Annotated in this window: 15 protein-coding genes; 10 read left to right on the top strand and 5 right to left on the bottom strand. The window is 67.1% G+C overall.

Annotated elements, in window-relative coordinates:
- The first annotated feature begins 88 nt into the window (after nt 1-88).
- Genes AC3WLB_RS16455 through AC3WLB_RS16440 form a run of 4 tightly spaced genes read left to right on the top strand, consistent with a single transcriptional unit; the run spans nt 89 to nt 5322 of the window.
- Nucleotides 89-1027, top strand: a complete 939-nt coding sequence (locus tag AC3WLB_RS16455; RefSeq protein ID WP_492507878.1) for a dihydrodipicolinate synthase family protein — start codon at nt 89-91, stop codon at nt 1025-1027.
- Nucleotides 1024-3816, top strand: a complete 2793-nt coding sequence (locus AC3WLB_RS16450; protein WP_492507797.1) for an alpha-L-rhamnosidase — start codon at nt 1024-1026, stop codon at nt 3814-3816. The genes AC3WLB_RS16455 and AC3WLB_RS16450 overlap by 4 nt, the downstream gene beginning before the upstream one ends.
- A complete protein-coding gene (locus AC3WLB_RS16445) occupies nt 3797-4762 on the top strand; it encodes an alpha/beta hydrolase (RefSeq protein ID WP_492507795.1) in 966 nt (321 codons plus the stop codon). Before AC3WLB_RS16450 ends, AC3WLB_RS16445 begins: the two co-directional genes overlap by 20 nt.
- Nucleotides 4759-5322, top strand: a complete 564-nt coding sequence (locus tag AC3WLB_RS16440) for an RpiB/LacA/LacB family sugar-phosphate isomerase (RefSeq protein ID WP_492507793.1) — start codon at nt 4759-4761, stop codon at nt 5320-5322. Before AC3WLB_RS16445 ends, AC3WLB_RS16440 begins: the two co-directional genes overlap by 4 nt.
- A 50-nt stretch (nt 5323-5372) precedes the next feature.
- Here the strand turns inward: AC3WLB_RS16440 and AC3WLB_RS16435 are convergent, their stop codons facing one another.
- Nucleotides 5373-6758, bottom strand: a complete 1386-nt coding sequence (locus tag AC3WLB_RS16435) for a right-handed parallel beta-helix repeat-containing protein (protein WP_492507791.1) — start codon at nt 6756-6758, stop codon at nt 5373-5375.
- A 672-nt stretch (nt 6759-7430) separates the two neighbouring features.
- On the opposite strand from AC3WLB_RS16435, the gene AC3WLB_RS16430 reads away from it, so the two are divergent.
- On the top strand, nt 7431-9218 hold the full coding sequence (locus AC3WLB_RS16430; protein WP_492507789.1) for an RNA/DNA-binding domain-containing protein: 1788 nt from the start codon (nt 7431-7433) through the stop codon (nt 9216-9218).
- A 1109-nt stretch (nt 9219-10327) separates the two neighbouring features.
- Here the strand turns inward: AC3WLB_RS16430 and AC3WLB_RS16425 are convergent.
- On the bottom strand, nt 10328-10528 hold the full coding sequence (locus tag AC3WLB_RS16425; protein ID WP_492507787.1) for a hypothetical protein: 201 nt from the start codon (nt 10526-10528) through the stop codon (nt 10328-10330).
- A 24-nt stretch (nt 10529-10552) separates the two neighbouring features.
- Between AC3WLB_RS16425 and AC3WLB_RS16420 the strand changes: the two genes are divergently transcribed.
- The 5 genes from AC3WLB_RS16420 (at nt 10553) to AC3WLB_RS16400 (ending at nt 13989) form a co-directional block, all read left to right on the top strand.
- Entirely contained in the window at nt 10553-10972 is a 420-nt protein-coding gene (locus AC3WLB_RS16420) for an SRPBCC family protein (protein ID WP_492507785.1), read from the top strand.
- Entirely contained in the window at nt 10969-11379 is a 411-nt protein-coding gene (locus AC3WLB_RS16415) for an EVE domain-containing protein (RefSeq protein ID WP_492507783.1), read from the top strand. Before AC3WLB_RS16420 ends, AC3WLB_RS16415 begins: the two co-directional genes overlap by 4 nt.
- A complete protein-coding gene (locus AC3WLB_RS16410) occupies nt 11376-11819 on the top strand; it encodes a MarR family winged helix-turn-helix transcriptional regulator (RefSeq protein WP_492507781.1) in 444 nt (147 codons plus the stop codon). The genes AC3WLB_RS16415 and AC3WLB_RS16410 overlap by 4 nt, the downstream gene beginning before the upstream one ends.
- A gap of 101 nt (nt 11820-11920) precedes the next feature.
- Nucleotides 11921-12757 (top strand): alpha/beta fold hydrolase, encoded by an 837-nt coding sequence (locus tag AC3WLB_RS16405; RefSeq protein ID WP_022896648.1) that lies wholly within the window; start codon nt 11921-11923, stop codon nt 12755-12757.
- A 158-nt stretch (nt 12758-12915) separates the two neighbouring features.
- A complete protein-coding gene (locus tag AC3WLB_RS16400; protein ID WP_492507779.1) occupies nt 12916-13989 on the top strand; it encodes a cell wall-binding repeat-containing protein in 1074 nt (357 codons plus the stop codon).
- A 69-nt stretch (nt 13990-14058) separates the two neighbouring features.
- Here the strand turns inward: AC3WLB_RS16400 and AC3WLB_RS16395 are convergent, their stop codons facing one another.
- Genes AC3WLB_RS16395 through AC3WLB_RS16385 form a run of 3 tightly spaced genes read right to left on the bottom strand, consistent with a single transcriptional unit; the run spans nt 14059 to nt 17118 of the window.
- Nucleotides 14059-15120: a DUF8320 family protein gene (locus AC3WLB_RS16395; RefSeq protein WP_492507777.1), complete on the bottom strand. Its 1062-nt coding sequence runs from the start codon at nt 15118-15120 to the stop codon at nt 14059-14061.
- Nucleotides 15107-16468, bottom strand: coding sequence for a sensor histidine kinase (locus AC3WLB_RS16390; RefSeq protein ID WP_492507775.1), 1362 nt, complete (start codon nt 16466-16468; stop codon nt 15107-15109). The genes AC3WLB_RS16395 and AC3WLB_RS16390 overlap by 14 nt, the downstream gene beginning before the upstream one ends.
- On the bottom strand, nt 16465-17118 hold the full coding sequence (locus AC3WLB_RS16385) for a response regulator transcription factor (protein ID WP_492507773.1): 654 nt from the start codon (nt 17116-17118) through the stop codon (nt 16465-16467). The genes AC3WLB_RS16390 and AC3WLB_RS16385 overlap by 4 nt, the downstream gene beginning before the upstream one ends.
- Nucleotides 17119-17219 lie beyond the last annotated feature (101 nt).

Genomic DNA, 17219 nt, shown 5'->3' with positions numbered 1-17219 from the left:
CCGTCAGCCTATAGGACCAGTTGACGCCCTTGTTCGGCTGACCCATACTAGTAACGTTCTTGCAAACGTTATCAGATTGGTTTTGACGATGTCATCCCTGGATCTCCGCGGGCTCGTTCCTGCCCCCGTCACCCCCTTCACTCCCGACGGCGCCGTCGACCATGAGGCGTTGCGTCGTCTGGCCCGATGGCTGGCGGACACCTCCGGGGTCAAAGGGCTCGTCTGCCTCGGTCATGCGGGCGAGGGAACCTTCCTGACCGCGCACGAACAGGTGGCCGTCATCGAGACCCTCGTCGACGAGGTGGGCGAGCAGATCCCGATCATCGCCGGAATCACGGGAGAGGGAACCGCGGTCGCCGCAGAAGAGGCCGCCCGCGCTCGGGCGGCCGGTGCTGCGGCCGGGCTCGTCTATCCGTCACACGGGTGGCTGAGATTCGGCTTCCAGCAGGGCGCGCCGCAGGATCGCTACCGGGGCATCTTCGAATCCACCGGCCTTCCGCTCGTTCTCTTCCAGTACCCCGACGCCACCAAGGCCAGCTACGATCTCGACACGCAACTCGAGATCGCCGCCTTCGAAGGGGTGTTCGCCACCAAGAACGGCGTGCGGAACATGCGGCGGTGGTACACCGAGATTCCGGAACTCCGTCGCGAGAACCCCGATCTTCAGGTCCTCACCTGCCATGACGAATACCTGCTGCCCACGATGTTCGACGTCGACGGCGCGCTCGTCGGCTACGGCGGGCTCGCACCGGAACCCCTCGTCGAACTCATCGCCGCCGGCAAGGCGAAGGACTACACCGCGGCACACGCCATCCACGAGCGGCTCCTGCCGCTGACGAAAGCCGTTTACCACCGAGGATCGCATATGGAAGGAACGGTCGCGCTCAAGCTCGGCCTTGTCGCGCGAGGCGTTCTCGATCACGCGACGGTGCGGTCACCGCTACTTCCTCTCGCCGACGCGGTTACCGCGGAAATCGCCGGTGCGCTTGCCGACGCACGGATCCCTGCGGTCGCCGCGCAGCGATGAGTTCGGCGCCGCACTCGCTGCGGTTGGAACGTCTCGAGCGCGGTGCATTCGTCCCGGTCGCACGCCCCAGGATCAGCTGGCAGCTACCGGAGGGTGTTCGATCAGTAGCCGGTGCTGAACTGGAGCTCATGCGGGAAGGCCGCGCCGAGATCATGCCGATCGCGGGAGAGGACCGGGTGCGCATCCCGTGGCCCTTCTCTCCTCTGAGGTCTCGAGCTCGCGGAGCGCTGCGCGCCCGGGTCTCAACCGAAGCCGGATGGAGCGGGTGGTCAGAGGCGCTCGCGTTCGAGGCCACGTTGCTCGAGCAGGACGACTGGACAGCGCGGCTCATCGAGCCGTCGGATTCGGCCGCGGTGGGCGACAGCGCGCCGGTGTTCGGACTCGACTTCGAGGTGGACGATGTCGAGCGAGCCCGTCTGTACATCACAGCCCATGGCATCTATGAGGCGCACATCAACGGGGTTCGAGTCGGGGATCACCACCTCGCCCCGGGCTGGACGGACTACACCTCGCGCCTCCGATTCCAGAGCTACGACGTCACAGCATTGCTGCAGGAAGGCCGCGTCAACCGCGTCGAAGCGACGGTCGGCAACGGTTGGTATCGAGGTCGCCTCGGCTGGAGCGGCGCGCGCGCTCTCTACGGAACCTCCCTGGGCCTGCTCGCACAACTCGAGATCGAACGAGCGGACGGAACGCGGCACACGGTCGTCTCCGGGGACCACTGGCGCGTAAAGGAAGGTCATACGGTTTCGGATGATCTCTACGACGGCGAATTCGTCGACTTTCGGCGCACACGCACGGAAGCACGACCCGTGCGATACGGAACCGACGTACGCGGGCTGCTGTTCGCCGACGACATGCCGCCCGTGCGAGTCACCGAGCAACGCGATCCTGTCACGGTCCAGGCGACGATCGGGGGAGCGATTCTCGTCGACTTCGGTCAGAACTTCACCGGCTGGGTCGAATTGAGCGTCGACGGGCATCGAGGTCAGGAGATCGAGGTACGGCACGCCGAGGTGCTCATCGACGGCCGATTGGGAACGGAGACTCTCCGCAGCGCGAAAGCCACCGACCGCTACGTGCACGACGGACGCGGCGTTCGCCGGCTGGCGCCGAGATTCACGTTCCACGGATTCCGATTCGCCGAGATCAGCGGCATCCCGATCGAGCAGGTGCATTCGATCCACGGAGTGGTGGTCGGCACCGATCTTCGCCGAACCGGATGGTTCAGCTGCAGTGACCCTCGTCTCAACAAGCTCCACGAGAACATCGTTCGGAGCGCGCAGAGCAACTTCGTCGACATCCCGATGGACTGCCCCCAGCGTGACGAACGTCTCGGGTGGACAGGCGATCTGCAGCTGTTCGCGCCCGCCGCGAGTTACCTCTTCGACGTGGCGGCGATGGTGGAAAGCTGGTTGACCGATCTGCGGCACGAGCAACATGCCGACGGAAGCTTGCCGTCGACCGTGCCGGATGTCCTCCGCGATCTGATCTCACCCGGGAACAGTGTTACCGCAGGATTCTCTGACGCCGCTGTGCTGGTGCCCGAAGCGGCGTTCCGCGCTTATGGCGACCTCGAGCCGCTTCGGCAGCAGTGGGGAAGCGCTCGACGCTGGATAGACCGCGCGCTGGCGGCAGCGTCGGACGAGGGAATTTGGGAGGGAGGATTTCAGTGGGGTGATTGGCTGGATCCCTCGGCTCCGGCGAATGATCCGTCTCGCTCCAGCACTCCCGTCGACCTCGTCGCGACCGCGGCGCTCGTTCGATCGCTGAGAGCCGGCCTCGGTCTCGCGAAGGAGGTCGCGCCTGACGATGTCGAGTTCCTCGAGCGGGAGCTTCTCCGTGTGTCGACGGCCTTCGTCCGGCGATTCGTCTCGCCCGACGGCCTCCTGGTCGGAGACTCGGCGAGTGCGTATGTATTCGCTCTCAGCCTCGACGCGCTCAGTGAGGATCAGCGGATTCGGGCGGGGGAACGCCTCGTTTCGTTGCTTCGCGAGCGCGGCTTCCGTGCGTCAACCGGGTTCCTGGGCACCCCCCTGATTCTCGACGCCTTGGATTCCGTCGGTGCCGGCCAGATCGCGATGCGGCTGTTGCTGACCGATCGCAGCCCGTCGTGGCTTGCTCAGGTGCGCCTCGGCGCCACCACGATGTGGGAACGGTGGGACAGTTTGAACGATGACGGGAAGGTCAATGACGCGGGCATGACGTCGTTCAACCACTATGCACTCGGTGCGGTAGCAGATTGGATGCACCGTCGGATAGGCGGGATCGCCCCGGCCGCACCCGGATACCGGATCGTGCGCATTGCGCCGCTGCTCCCGCCGCAGCTCACCTACGCGTCCACACGTCTGGATACGGCGTACGGTCCGATCAGCGTGGACTGGCGGCGAGAGGGCGGACGGATCGGCTTTCAGGTGGAGCTCCCACCCGGTGTGCACGCACGAGTCGAGGTGCCGGGCGCCCCGGAGCAGTTCGACGCAGGATCGCACATCTTCGATGTGGCCGACCCGCACCCGCGATCCGCCCGACAGCCGTTCACGACGGTCGCCGACGTGCTCGACGACGAGGCGGCCGGACGTGAGCTCGTCGCCGCGCTCGTGCAGCTCGGTGCGGCTTCCGACTCCGACGACGCGCACCGCCGCCTGGCGCCGTACACGGGGCTTCCCGTCAGAGAGCTGCCGCACCAGATCGCCCATCCCGCCTTCCTGTCGGGTGGGCCCTTCATCAGGGATGCACTTCGAACGCGCATCTCAGCCAGGGAAGCACACAATGACCTCACTACGCCTTGACCCCGAACTTGTCCCACTCATCGCCGGTATGGGCCGCCTGACCGAGCCGCGACTCGCCGAGATCCGAGCCGCAGCGCTCGCCGTCGAGGGCATCCAGACCCAGGTCGACGGAATCGTGGTCCGAGAGTTCGATGTTCCCGCGGATGCCGCGCCCGTCCGGGTCGTCGAGCATCGGCCCGCATCGACCACGCCTCGTGGCGTGATCGTGCACATCCATGGCGGTGGCTTCGTCGGCGGTTCGGCCGACGACCCGTACACGCGACGATGGTGCGCCACGACGGCCGAGGCGACGGGGTGCAGCGTCGTGGCCGTGGACTACCGACTCGCCCCGGAGCACCCGTTTCCGCTGCCGTTCGACGATTGTCTCGACGCGGTGAGCTGGGTCATGGACAACCGTTCCGAACTCGGCCTTCCACTCGATGCGCCGATCGTGCTGCACGGGCAGAGCGCGGGAGGAGCCCTCGCCGCGGGCGTGGCTCTTCGGCTCCGCGACGACGGCCGGGCCTCCGTTTCCCTGCTCGTTCTGGATGCGCCCGTCATCGACGATCGCCTCGACAGCCCGAGCATGAACGACCTCGAGTCGCCCATCTGGAGTCGTGACGAGGCGGAACTCAGTTGGGAACTCTATCTGGGCACTCCATCTCAGCGATCGAGCGCGTCTCCCTACGCGGCGCCCGGGCGGGCACGCTCATTGGCGGGCCTGCCGCCGACGTTCATCGCGGTGAACGGCGCCGACGCGCTGCGCGATGAAGCAATCGAATTCGCCTGCCGACTCCTCCGCGACGGGGTCGAGGTCGACCTCCGCGTCTACGCGCGGACCGTTCACGGCACAGCTCTAATCGGTGCTCTGACTGACAGCGGGCGGGCGATCATCGCCGATCAGATCGCTGCGATCGTGAAGGCCACTCGGCCCGACGACGCACTCACGGAAGGGAGGACGGTATGAATCAGGTCGCTCACAAAACGGTGGTGGTCGGCGCTGACTTCGCCGGATTCTCCTTGAAGGAGCAGGTCAAGAAGCATCTCGAGGTACGAGGCTGGACGGTGACGGACGTCACCCCCATCCTGGACGAGGTTCCGATGTATCACCGTGTGGGATTCCTCGTGGGATCGCAGATCGCGGAGGGCAGAGTGCAGAAAGCTCTCGCCTTCTGCGGGTCGGGCATGGGCATCCATATCGCCGCCAGCAAGTGCCCCCACGTGCACGCTGCAGTCTGTGAGAGTGTCGCAGCGGCGCGCCGCGCAGCGACGGCGAACAATGCGAACGTGCTCGCCATGGGCGCGTTCTTCACCGCTGCGCCATTGGCGATGGCGATGGCGGATGCCTTTCTCGAGAGCTCACTGGGGGATGGTTACGAGCAGTGGGAAGGATTCTACGAGTACCATAAGGTCGGGTTCGACGAATGCGAAGCATTCGACTACGAGGAATACAAGCGCAATGGGTTCGAGGTGGCTTCGCCGCAGACGCCGCCACTCGGCGCCGAGCCGCGCGAGCTTGCGTTCTAGCCGAACGACAAGGGCGAGAGCCTGCCATCGCAGACTCTCGCCCCTGACGATCAGTTGTTGAACGAGATGTTGCGGGCGGGATCGATGCTGAAGTCGGCGATCGACGAGCCGTTGACCCGATTGGTGATGACGTAGTTCTTGATGGGCATCTGCGGTGCGCTGTCGTTCAACACGCCGGCGTCATAGATGCCGTACGGCATGTCGCCGGTCGTGCTGCTGATGTCGTTGTTGGTGATCGTGTTGTAGCGAACGCGCGAGTCGAACGACGTGTAACCCGGGTAGTACGCGGCCCACTCGAGCACGATTCCGCTGCCCGCCGCCGTCTGCAGCCACGCATCCTCACCGGCCCCCGCCCCGGGGTCGACGACGGTGTTGTCTGACACGATGTTGAACGACACGATGGTCTCGTTCTGTGTGGCTGTCGTTCCCGGTGCGAGCCAGATGCCCGTGAGCCCCGCTCGCGTGACGGTGTTGTCGGTGATGGAGTTGTTCGAGGCGCCATTGACGAGCTTGATGCCCGGACCGTAGATGTCGATCATCGTGTTGTCATGCACCGAGGTGTAGCTCGTGCCTCGGAACCCGGTGCTCGTCGTCTGCGCGATGTCGGCGGCGGATCGGTCGGGGATGTTATAGCCTCCCCCGATGTCGATTCCCTGCCCGGCATAGTCGACCGTGTTGCCGCTGACAACCCCGTATATGCTGCTGCCGACAGCGATGCCGGCGCCCTGGAAGTTCTGGAAGGTCGTGCTCGGGCTGGAGAAGTATCGCGAATTGTCATCCAGCACATTGTTCGAGATGTCGAACGTCTTGCAGTGGCCGAGGAGGATTCCCGTGCCCTTCACCCCCTGCAGGCTCCCTGAACCCAGCCCGTCGGGACTGATGCGCTGGTAGTCCTGGATCGTGTTGTTGTTGATCCGGACGTTGTAGCAGGTGTTGACATCGGAAGTGTTCTCCCACCTGCCCACGACGGAGATGACCGGTGCGGTGGTCTTGGCGTTGTTGATGACCAGGTTGGTGAAGGTCACGTCGTGGCTTCGCCAGAGACTGATGACGGAGTTGGTGGCGGTGTTGGCTGCAATGGTCCGCTCGATCGTGAGATTGGTGAGCCCGACGTTGTTCGTGCCGTCGCCGAAGAACTTGTAATCGCCTTTGATCTCGATGGTGGCGCCAGGTTCGCCGTCGAGCCACGATCCGGTCGCGAAGGACAGATCCCCGTCGACGACGTAGTGCCCCGCCGGCACATGAACTCTGGTGCCGGCGGCCAGGGCCGCATTGATCGCCGATCGGTCGCTCGAACTGTCACTGCCGTTGGCGCCGAAGTCGACAACCAGGTCAGGTGTCGTCGCGCTGGCGGGCGCTGCGAACAGCAAGCCCCCCGGCACGACGAGCAGTGTCGCCAACCCCGCTAGTACCGCAAATCTCGTCTGTTTCTTCATCCATCCCTCTCCTTTGATAGTGGATGGGATCAAGGTAGCGTGGCGATCGAGCTGAGGCAAGAACGTTTGCGATATCGTTTGCAGTAATTCGTGCGAGAGAGCTCGATCACCTGCAGTCAATGCGCCGGAAAGGGCTCCCGCACGTCTTCCGCACAGGAACCGAAGGACGAGTACGTCGATGTGGTGGCTCAGCGGATTCGTTTCCGGCTAACTCGGGTGAGGCACTGAAGCGTCTCTAGGCTTAAGTGCCATCTATCGCTAAAGAGAATCGGCGCATTCACGCGGCTCACTCGTCCGTGACGGGGCGGCGGGCCTTAGGTCGAGGAGACCGGCCAGCCCGAACCTAGGGCGAAATTTCTAAGATACGTTCTCGGCTGCCCGTAATGGACGGGGTGACGGTTCCGGTTCCGGTAGGCGTGACCACATGTTGACCACACTTGCGCTAAATCGTCCTGATTCTACGGCCATCGAGGTGAACGAAGATCCTTGATCTTCCGCGGGCTGTCGCTCATTTCGGCGCGCCCGCCCGCCAGATATGCATGCAGGATGCCAGTAATGGCTCGCCACTGCGTGTTCGAGTTTTGCAATAGTTTTGCAGAACCCTTCACTGTGTAGGGTTCTGCAAAACTTTCGATAAACTCGAGCCAGAAACCAGGATGGAGGTCGCGACGCGTGGATGCATTGGACCGGGTGCTTTCTATGATTGCGGACGGACTAGATTCCGCCACGGCGCGCGAGTCGATGGGACTCGAGTTCAAAACCGATGGACGGTCGGTGAAAGACGACCTCGCCAACATCGCGGATGCGGCCGCCTGCCTTGCCAACGCTGCAGGTGGCACCCTCGTTGTGGGTGTCGACGATAGGATCACCGGCCCCCACGCCTTCGTGGGCACAAAGCTTGATCCGGAGAAGACGCGACTCCGGATATATGAAATCACGCAGCCGCCACTTCTGGTCGAGTCTGAGCGGCGACCCACTCCGCACGGGGACGTTCTGGTGCTCGCTGTCGCGAGCAGCACCCAGGTGCACAGCGCGAATGGAAAGATCCCAACGGAGCGAGTCGCCGACCGTTGCCTGCCAATGACAACCGAGCGGATCGCTGCTGTCACGGCACAGAAAACCGGGCGAGATTGGAGCGTCCATTCGACTGGGATTGCGGCGTCAGACGTCGACCCGTTCGCAATGCAGGTTGCCCGCGAGATGCTTGCTCGTTCGAACGACCTTGGCAAGCGGCGCCTTGCCGAAGCCAGCGACATCGACCTGCTTCGCGCGTTGGGTGTGGTGCTCGAAGATCAGACCCTGACGAACTCGGGATCTCTATTGTTCACTCGGACTTACGCACAGACTGCTTTGATCTCTTACACCTACCGACGCACGCCTGCCGGTCAGCTCACGGCCAACGAGCAGCTCGCGGGTCCGCTGGTGGTTGCACTTCAACGGGTGTTCGACCTGATTGAGGCGCGGCTCGAGACCACGCCGGTATCCATCGGCAAGGGTCAGCAACTCCATATAGCCGACCTGCCGGAGGCTGCAGTCCGCGAGGCGGTCGTCAACGGGCTCATGCACCGCGAATACTTCAGTTCAGAGCGAACCGCGGTGGAGCACACCGTCACGCAACTACGAGTCTCCTCGCCCGGTGGATTCGTGCCGGGAGTCAGCGTGAACAACGTCTTGACGACATCGTCGCGGACTCGCAACACGAATCTCGCAGGGGCCATGCGGATGCTTGGCCTCGCTGAGACGGCGGGATCCGGCGTCGATCGGATGTATGCGGAGATGGCCCGCATCGGGCACGAACCTCCGAGGTATGCCGCGTCCCCGACCCAGGTGGAGGTGACTCTCTTGGGCGGCGCGCCGAACTCGGCGATGGCGAGGTACGTCGCCACCCTGCCGCCCGAAGAAGCCGCCGACGCCGACACCATGGTGATCCTGCTGACACTGCTCACCAAGAAGACGGTTGGAGCTGACGAGCTGATGCCGCTCCTCCAGAAGCCAGTTATCGAAGAAGCTCAGTCGGTCCTCGCGAGACTCAGCGGGGACGAGATCCGCCTTCTCGAGCCGACACGTGAGACGGCCCGCCGAGCGTATCCGAAGTACCGGCTCCGCGAAGATGCGCTCGCCGCGCTCGGGTCTGCGGTGACGTACCGCCGTCGAACCACTGATCAGCTCGATCGAAAGATCATCGAGCTCGTCAACGAGACCAAGACGATAAACGCGCGGATGATCCGTATCCTTCTCGACCTCGATACCGTCGGGGCATCTCGCGTACTTGCAGACCTCGTGGAGCGTGAGATCCTCATCAAGACTTCGGAAGCTACCCGAGGTCCGAGTGTCACCTATGGGCGTGGAGCTGCCTTTCCATCGAAGCTTGGCGGCCGTAGTAGTCAGCGTGACGGACATGGCCGCCGCGAAACGCTCACGCAGGGCCAACTTCCCCTCGACGGCCTGGATGACCAATAACGCTGCGTGCAGGAGACAGATGTATGGCGAGCCAGTGTTGGTGAGGAACCACGCGCGATGATCTCTCGCCCGGGCGAGGTTCCAAGACGCAAAGTCGCAGGTGCGGCAGATTACACCGACCGAGGCGAGAGAAGCCTTTCTTCGATCCGGCTAACACTCCACTGACCTGCAACTTGAGGGTCAACGCAATCCAATCGTCGCGCTCAGCTGCGAGTATTTCTACCGCATTCGCATCTCCCAGGCCGAGGATCCTCCACGACTGGATGCACGATTTGCGTGGTCGCAACATATGGAACGATGCGACGTGGGAGAAGGCGAATTCTCAGTATGTACGACGCGTTGGTAGGGTGCAGAGCTCGCTCTCGATCTGGGCGACCGGTCAATGGTTGACGCATCCCAGTCTCCGCATGTGGATCTCGAGCACGGACCGGCTATTTCGATTTCGGCAACGAAGCTGGGGGCCGATACTCATGGCACCCAGGGAGATTCGGCTGGGTGTTGGGCGGATCTGCGATTGCTATGACTTAGCTCTTCTCAATCGGCTGAGAGCTGAGGCCGCAAATGGCGACCAGCCAGTGTCTGGCACCGAGGATGGGCGGCATCGCGGCGAGGCCTAGGGTCGGTCGTCTGTCTCAGCCAGGTCGACGTCCTCGTTCCCGGGGCTGATCTGGAAGCGCCACAGGGGCAGGTCCTCAGAGTTGCAGTCGGCAGCTCGGAAGGTCGGCCTCAGCGTCCCCGACGACCTGTCTGTCATCACGTTCGACAGCAGCCCCTAGCGAAGCATTCGGACCGGCGCTATCGGTCATCTCCCAGCCGGTTCGAGACCTGGGAGCAATGGCAGCGCATATGGCGGTAGAGCGCGTCGAAGGGCTGGACGACCCTCCCGTGAGGTTCAGCTACCCGCCACCCTCATTGCTAGGGAATCCAGAACCCGTGCCGCTGATTCCGACATGGCGGCCTCGCACTGGCGGGAACAAGGCCCTACTCAGCTGTGAAATAGGCCATGCGCGGCGCTCCGCTACGGGGACACCAATTGGGTTCAAATCCCACCGTCTCCGTCGGCCATGCCTGTCGGCGTGACCCGGAGGCCGCGGCGACAGTGTCGGTCGTCACGAACCGTCGCGGATCGACCGCTCGAGCTTGCGGATCGCGTTGAGCGTGTTCTCCGCCTCCCGGTCGGCCCGGTCGGCGTCGCGCATCGCCTGGTCGACGCGGTGGGCGGTCTCGCGCTGATGCTCGAGCGCGAGAGTCGGGTCGGACGGGCGGTCGCGAACGGGGAATCTCCGTTGCGGTCCCTCCTTGACTTCCATTTACTAAGCGCGCATATTAACTACATGATCGAACTCGCCTCCGCCCTCCGCACCTCGACCGCGGCGCCCCCCGCCTACTTCGCCCGCTGGGTCGACCACGGCTCCTGGTCGGAGTGGTCGCCCGACACCGCGTGGGCGTGTGTCGACGGCACCGTGCACGCGGGAGCGCACGGAGTGCTGAAGCCGGCCGGCGGGCCGAAGACGCGGTTCACGATCTCCGAGTGCGAGCCCGATCGCGTATACACCGACGTCAGCAGGCTTCCGGGAGCCACCCTCACCTTTCGGCACACGGCAGAGCCGACAGCGACCGGTTCGACACTGGGCGTTCGGGTGTGGTTGACCGGCCCGCTCGCCGGGCTGTGGGCGCGAACGGCCTTCAAGGGCATGGCCGATTCCGTGCCCCACGACCTCGACCGGCTCATCGCGCTGGTGGAAGCATCGTGACCGCCTGGCTCGGAGTGGCGTCGGCGGAGCACGTCGCCCGCGGGGTCGCCTTGGGCGTCGCCCAGATCGGGCACGGCAAGCGACCGGGTCTGGCTCGGATGCGCGGCGGTGACACGCTCATCTACTACTCACCGACCTACCGGCTCGGCGATGCCACCCCGCTGAAGCAGTTCACCGCGGTCGGAGTCCTCCGCGGCGACGAGATCTGGCAGGCCGACGAAGGCGACTTCCATCCGTTCCGGCGAGCGGCCGACTACCGGGCCGCGCATCCTGTCGCCGTGGCTGACCTGAGGGGCATCCTCGAATTCACGAGCGCCCCCAACTGGGGATATCAGCTCCGCCGCGGTCTGATCACGCTGAGCCCCGCCGACGCTGCGGCCATCGAGAGCGCGATGATCGATTCATGACCCCCGGACTGCACACCCGATACTCCTCCGACGCGGCGAGCCCGGGCTTCATGCTCTGGCGGGTGACCAACCGGTGGCAAGCGGTCATGCGGCGCACCTTGGCACCCTTCGACCTCACTCACGTGCAGTTCGTGCTGCTTGCCGCGCTGACCTGGCGAGCGGAGCCGGACGGGACCACCCAGGTGGAGCTGGCGCAGAGCGTGCGAGCCGACCCCATGATGGTGTCTCAGGTGCTGCGCACGCTGGAGGCGAAGAAACTCGTCGAGAGACGCGCGGATCCCGTCGACGGGCGAGCCCGCCGCGTGCGGGTCACCGCCGCCGGCATCGAGAAGGCCCAGGCCGCGAACAGCGCCGTCGAAGCGGCCGACGAGGCGTTCTTCGGCCGGCGCTCGTCCATGCCGCTTCCGCTGCTGGACCACCTCATCCACCTCGACGACTGAGCCGGTGGGCGCTGTTCACGAAACCGCCGATTCCCTACGCTAGAGTTACCGGCGCTCACCCGCTCGGCGAGCGCTCTCACCCAGCAACTCGGAGGTCGATCATGGGATTCGTCACGACGGAAGACGGCGCAGAAATCTACTACAAGGACTGGGGTCCCAAGGATGCCCAGCCCATCATGTTCCACCACGGCTGGCCGCTCTCGTCGGACGACTGGGACGCCCAGATGCTGTACTTCCTCGACAAGGGGTTCCGCGTCGTCGCGAGCGACCGCCGCGGCCACGGCCGCTCGTCGCAGATCGGCACCGGCCATGACATGGACCACTACGCCAGCGACGCCGACGCCGTCGTGCAGCACCTCGACCTCCGCAACGCCGTGCACATCGGCCATTCGACCGGTGGCGGCCAGGTCGCCCGCTACGTCGCGCAGTACGGTGAGCCGCAGGGCCGCGTGGCCAAGGCCGTGCTCGTCGCGGCGGTGCCGCCGCTCATGCTGAAGACCGACGCCAACCCCGACGGCACGCCGATCGACGTGTTCGACGGCTTCCGCGCCGCCCTCGCGGCGAACCGGGCCGAATTCTTCGAGGCCGTCGCATCCGGCCCGTTCTACGGCTTCAACCGCGACGGCGTCACCCCCCTGCAGCGCGTGATCGACAACTGGTGGCGGCAGGGCATGACCGGCAGCGCGCTCGCGCACTACGCGGGCATCAAGGCGTTCTCGGAGACCGACCAGACCGACGACCTGAAGGCGATCTCCGTGCCTGTGCTGGTGCTCCAGGGCGACGACGACCAGATCGTGCCCTACAAGGATGCGTCGCTCAAGCAGCACGAGCTGCTGCAGAACTCGACGCTGAAGATCTACGAGGGCTTCCCGCACGGCATGCTGACAACGCACGCCGAGGTGCTGAACCCCGACATCCTCGCGTTCATCCAGCAGTAGTACCGGCGAACGGCGCACTCCGGGAGACCCGGGGTGCGCCGTTCGTGCGCAAACGGGTGCCCTCCTATCTGGGGGCAGCCGCGCCGGGAGCGTTCCGTTACCGTGGTGCCGCGGCGTCGACGAGGCGCCGCGCGATTCGCGCACGACGGGGGAACCACATGTCATTCAGCACGCAGTCCGGCGGCACCCTGAACGAGCTGGCGGTGAGACGCCGCTGGCGCATCGCGCTGCTCGGCCTCCTCGCCTTCCTCCTCACCCTGGCTCCGCTCCTGGCCCAGCCGGCCGGCCCGGCGCACGCCGACCCGGCCATCACGGTCGACCGCATCACGGGCGCCGACCGCTACGAGGTGGCGGTCAACATCTCCAAGGACTCGTTCTCGGGCGCTGCCTCCTCGGTCTTCCTCGCCACCGGTGCGAACTACCCGGATGCCCTGAGCGCCGTCCCGGCGGCCCGCGGCGCCAATGGTCCGCTGCTGCTGACTCCGACCGACGCCCTGCCGGACGCGGTCGCCGCGGAGATCGTGCGGCTCGCCGCCCCCGTCGTCTACATCGTCGGCGGACCGAACTCGGTCTCGCCCGCGGTCGAGGAGGCCGTGAAGGCGCTGTCGACGCATCCGTACGTCACCCGCATCTCGGGCGCCGACCGTTACGCGGTCTCGCGCAACCTGCTGTCCTACGGCTTCTACTCGAGCGCGTCGTCGACCGCCTTCCTGGCCACGGGCGCGAACTTCCCCGATGCCCTCTCGGCCGGGCCGGCCGCCGCCGTCATCCGCGTTCCCGTGCTCCTCACGCCGGGGAGCTCGGCGACTCTCGACCAGCCCACCAAGGACGTCCTCGTCGCCGAGGGCAAGACGACCGTGAAGATCGCGGGCGGCCCGAACTCCGTGTCGCCGGGCATCGAGGCCGACCTGAAGACCTTCGCTTCGACCGTGCTGCGGCTCGGCGGCGCCGATCGCTACGACGCCTCGCGCACCATCAACGACGACGCATTCAGCAGTTCGTCGCGGGTGTTCCTCGCCACCGGGCTGAAGTTCCCCGACGCGCTGGCCGGCGGCGTCTACGCCGGCTCCCGAGGAGCGCCGCTGTTCGTGGTGCCGAGCGACTGCATCCCGCAGGCCACGCTCGACTCCATCGCCGATCTCGGCGCCACCCAGGTCACCCTGCTCGGCGGCGAAGCCTCGCTCGGCCCGGCGGTGCAGTCGCTGACGCCCTGCGGCCCGCCGGCCGGCTGACCGGAATCCGTCGCCCGCGCCGACCCCGACCCGATGGGTGCGGTGCGGGCGGTGACCACCACGAGGTCGTCACTCCGACAGGGTGACGACCTCGTGGTGTGTCGCGCCCGCGACCGGGGCCAGAACGACGGATGCGACGAGCCCGGCCGGGGCGGCGGCGGCCCCGGTCAACCGCACGGTCACCGCTCCGTCGACGGCGCCGTCGACGAGGGGTGCGATCAGCTCAGCGAGCCGGCGCGCGGTGTCGCCCGCGGCTGCGTCCGTCTGCGGTCGCGCACTCGGGTCGGTGTTCCCGGCGGAGTCGTCGAGCAGCAGCACGTCGACGCCGCGCATCCGTGCCGCCCGCACACTGGCCACGAGTGGTTCGACCGCGAGGGTTCGTCCGCGGATGCCGTCGCGGAGCGAACCCTCCAGCGCCCGGTACGACGCCCGCTCGGCGGCAGTGATCGGGCTGCCCGACGCGATCTCGAGCATGGCCGTGCGCACCACGCCGTCGAAGCGCTGCAGCTGCAGGCCCCGCTCGTCGATGGCCGTCTGCGCGGCCGCGGCCTCGGCTTCCCGCTCGGCCTCGCGCTGGTGCAGGCCGGCGAGCCGCCGGGTGATGCGGGCGAGGCCCACGGCGAAGAGCGTGCCGGCGAGGAGGGCCACCGCCTCGTGGGCGACTCGCGTCAGCCCGGGCAGGACGCCCGCGCCGTCGAACGCCGACCAGGCCGTCGTCGCTGCGGTCAGAAGTGCGAAGCCGGCCCACGCGCTGCCGATCCGGCCCCGCACGGCGAGGGTGAGCAGTAACAGGGTGCCGGCCAGGATGTGCCAGGTCGAGTATCCGGAGCCGGCTCGGGCGTCGAGCTCCAGCGGCACGAGCACGCTCGCCGCGGTGGTGGCGCCGAGCACCACGGCCGTCTTCGGCCAGGGCAGCGGATACGGCGCGCGGGAGAGCCCGACGACCGCGGCGACGACCACCAGCGCGAGTGCCGTCCAGCCCGACCAGGCCCGCATCGGCGCGCCACCGGCCGTCAGTGCGAGGGTCAGGATGGTCGCCAGGAAGATGACCAGGAGCGCGAGCGAGCCGCGACCGGGGATGCCGAGCAGCCCTGCCAGGTCGCCGCTCTCGGTGGTGTCACTCCGCCGCATCGGCCCGCCATTCGATCACGACGCCCGCGCCCTCGCCGGGCCGCGACGCGATCCTCGCGTGTGCGCCCGGGAACGCCGCCATCCGCTCGACGAGGCTCACCCGCAACCCGAGCCGCTCACCGCCGACCGCGCCCGGGTCGAACCCGACGCCGTCGTCGAGCACGGCGACGTGCAGGCTCGTGGCGCGCGCGTCGACGACGAGCAGCCGGGAGGCGTGCTCGCCGGCGTGCAGCACCGAGTTGCGCAGGGCCTCGGTCGCGGCGTCGGCGATCGCGTCGGCCACAGGCGCGGGCACGGTCAGATCTCCGGCGACCGACGCGGTGACCTCCGCGTAGGGGTCGAGGTCGGTGGTGACGGCCTGCAGGCGCCAGACCAGCTCCCGCGCCGTGAGGGCCGTGGGGGCGTCGGCGGAGCCGGACCGCACGCGGTCGATCTGCGCGAGGCCGCGCCGCGCGAGGTCGGCGGCCCGCTCGCGGTGCGAGGGCGGCGAGAGCGAGTCGCCGCCCTGCGAGCCGCGCTCCAGCGGTTCGGCGCCGAGAGCGGGCGAGTCCGCTTCCGCGCCGCTCTCCCGCGCGGTCGGTTCCCGGGCGGCGAGCAGCAGGGTCGCGAGCACCGTGTCGTGGATCAGCGCGTCGACCCGGCTCTCCTCCCGCGCCCGCGCGGTGGCGCGCGCCACCGCCACCGCGTCGTGCCGCGCCGCGCTCGCCGCGGCGTCGAGCGAGCGAGCCGCGCGGAGTGTGGCGAGGGTCAGCGCCTGGAACACCGATTGCAGCAACAGTGCCACGAGGGCATCCTGCAGTGCGACATCGACGATCGAGTCGGGGAAGGCGAGGATGCGGTCGACGGCCACCAGCACCGCCAGCGCCGCCGAGTACGCCCACGCCCCGACGGGCGGCAGCACGAGCGCGGCGGTCGCCGCGGCGAGCGGGGTGATGCCGAGGATCCACGGGGCGCCCACCTCCGGTGGCAGCGACCCGTCGAGCAGTGCCGGATCGACGGTCACCAGGGCGAGCAGGAACCCGGCGGTCACGGCGACGAGCCCGGCGTGCACGAGGCGATCGCGCGTCGAGGCCGGTCTGCGCCGGCCTGCCGGCTCGCGCGCCGCCGCCGCGCCACCGCCCGGCAGCCGCCCCACGAGGGCGACCGCTGCCGTGGCGACGGGAAGCACGAACACCACGACGACGGCTGCCACCACCCAGACCGGCTGCTGGTAGGGTGACTGTGCGGCGATCGACCCCGCCACCACCGCGGCGAACGCCGCCGCCGCCACGCCGAGGCAGAGCACCATGACCCGTACGAAGCGCCGCTCCGCCACCCCCGCCGTGGCCCGCGGGCCGTGGCGCGTCATGCCTGCGGCGCCGGCAGCAGCCCGTCTTCGACCGCTCGTTTGTAGAGGTCGACCTTGGTGTGCGCGGGGCGGCCCACGGCGATGTACTTCGCCCGGATGCGGCGCACGTAGTCGTCGACCGTGCTCGTGGCGATGCCGAGCTGGTTGGCCACGACCTGCGACTTGACCCCGTCGGCGAACAACTGCAGCACGGTCATCTCGCGGGGGCTGAGACCCGCGTCGGTCATCCGGGGATCGGAGTGGATGGCTGCGGCGAGGTCGGCCGACATCGTCGGATTCGTGCGCCGCGCATCCGTCACCGCCTCGACGAGCGCACTGATCGGTTGCGACTTGCGCACGAGGCCTACGATGTCGCTGGTGGCGGCGAGCCGGATGAGCTGCGGATGCTCGCCCGAGCTGTAGGCGATCACGGTCAGCCCACGCTCGGTCAGTCGCGCGGCGTTGGTGACGGGGGACGAGCCGTCGGCGAGCCGCAGGTCGAGGATGACGAGGTCGAGCTGCTGGTCGGTCGCCAGCAGATCGTCGATCGTCGGGGCCCACGCGGCGACGTCGACCGTGGGGTCGCCCCGGAACGCCTCGCGCACCCCGAGGACGACGGACTCGTGGTCGTCGACCACCCCGATCCGAATGGTGTCGCCCTCGTCCGTCATCGACATCCTGCCCTCTCAGGTGGACCAGTGTAGGGCATGGATGCACACGCATGGAGCCGGCCGGATGCGCCCAGGGCTTGCCCGCACGAGTCAGGGTGGCA

The sequence above is a fragment of the Herbiconiux sp. FW305-C-125 genome (genome assembly GCF_058783455.1).
The sequence above is the reverse complement of the archived record's forward strand: the minus strand, read 5'-3'. Positions and strand labels throughout refer to the sequence as shown.

Excerpts from the sequence above, each read along its gene's own strand:
- AC3WLB_RS16455 (WP_492507878.1), top strand. The coding sequence starts at position 89 with ATGTCATCCCTGGATCTCCGCGGGCTCGTTCCTGCCCCCGTCACCCCC.
- AC3WLB_RS16450 (WP_492507797.1), top strand. The coding sequence starts at position 1,024 with ATGAGTTCGGCGCCGCACTCGCTGCGGTTGGAACGTCTCGAGCGCGGT.
- AC3WLB_RS16445 (WP_492507795.1), top strand. The coding sequence starts at position 3,797 with ATGACCTCACTACGCCTTGACCCCGAACTTGTCCCACTCATCGCCGGT.
- AC3WLB_RS16440 (WP_492507793.1), top strand. The coding sequence starts at position 4,759 with ATGAATCAGGTCGCTCACAAAACGGTGGTGGTCGGCGCTGACTTCGCC.
- AC3WLB_RS16435 (WP_492507791.1), bottom strand. The coding sequence starts at position 6,758 with ATGAAGAAACAGACGAGATTTGCGGTACTAGCGGGGTTGGCGACACTG.
- AC3WLB_RS16425 (WP_492507787.1), bottom strand. The coding sequence starts at position 10,528 with ATGGAAGTCAAGGAGGGACCGCAACGGAGATTCCCCGTTCGCGACCGC.
- AC3WLB_RS16420 (WP_492507785.1), top strand. The coding sequence starts at position 10,553 with ATGATCGAACTCGCCTCCGCCCTCCGCACCTCGACCGCGGCGCCCCCC.
- AC3WLB_RS16410 (WP_492507781.1), top strand. The coding sequence starts at position 11,376 with ATGACCCCCGGACTGCACACCCGATACTCCTCCGACGCGGCGAGCCCG.
- AC3WLB_RS16405 (WP_022896648.1), top strand. The coding sequence starts at position 11,921 with ATGGGATTCGTCACGACGGAAGACGGCGCAGAAATCTACTACAAGGAC.
- AC3WLB_RS16400 (WP_492507779.1), top strand. The coding sequence starts at position 12,916 with ATGTCATTCAGCACGCAGTCCGGCGGCACCCTGAACGAGCTGGCGGTG.
- AC3WLB_RS16395 (WP_492507777.1), bottom strand. The coding sequence starts at position 15,120 with ATGCGGCGGAGTGACACCACCGAGAGCGGCGACCTGGCAGGGCTGCTC.
- AC3WLB_RS16390 (WP_492507775.1), bottom strand. The coding sequence starts at position 16,468 with ATGACGCGCCACGGCCCGCGGGCCACGGCGGGGGTGGCGGAGCGGCGC.
- AC3WLB_RS16385 (WP_492507773.1), bottom strand. The coding sequence starts at position 17,118 with ATGACGGACGAGGGCGACACCATTCGGATCGGGGTGGTCGACGACCAC.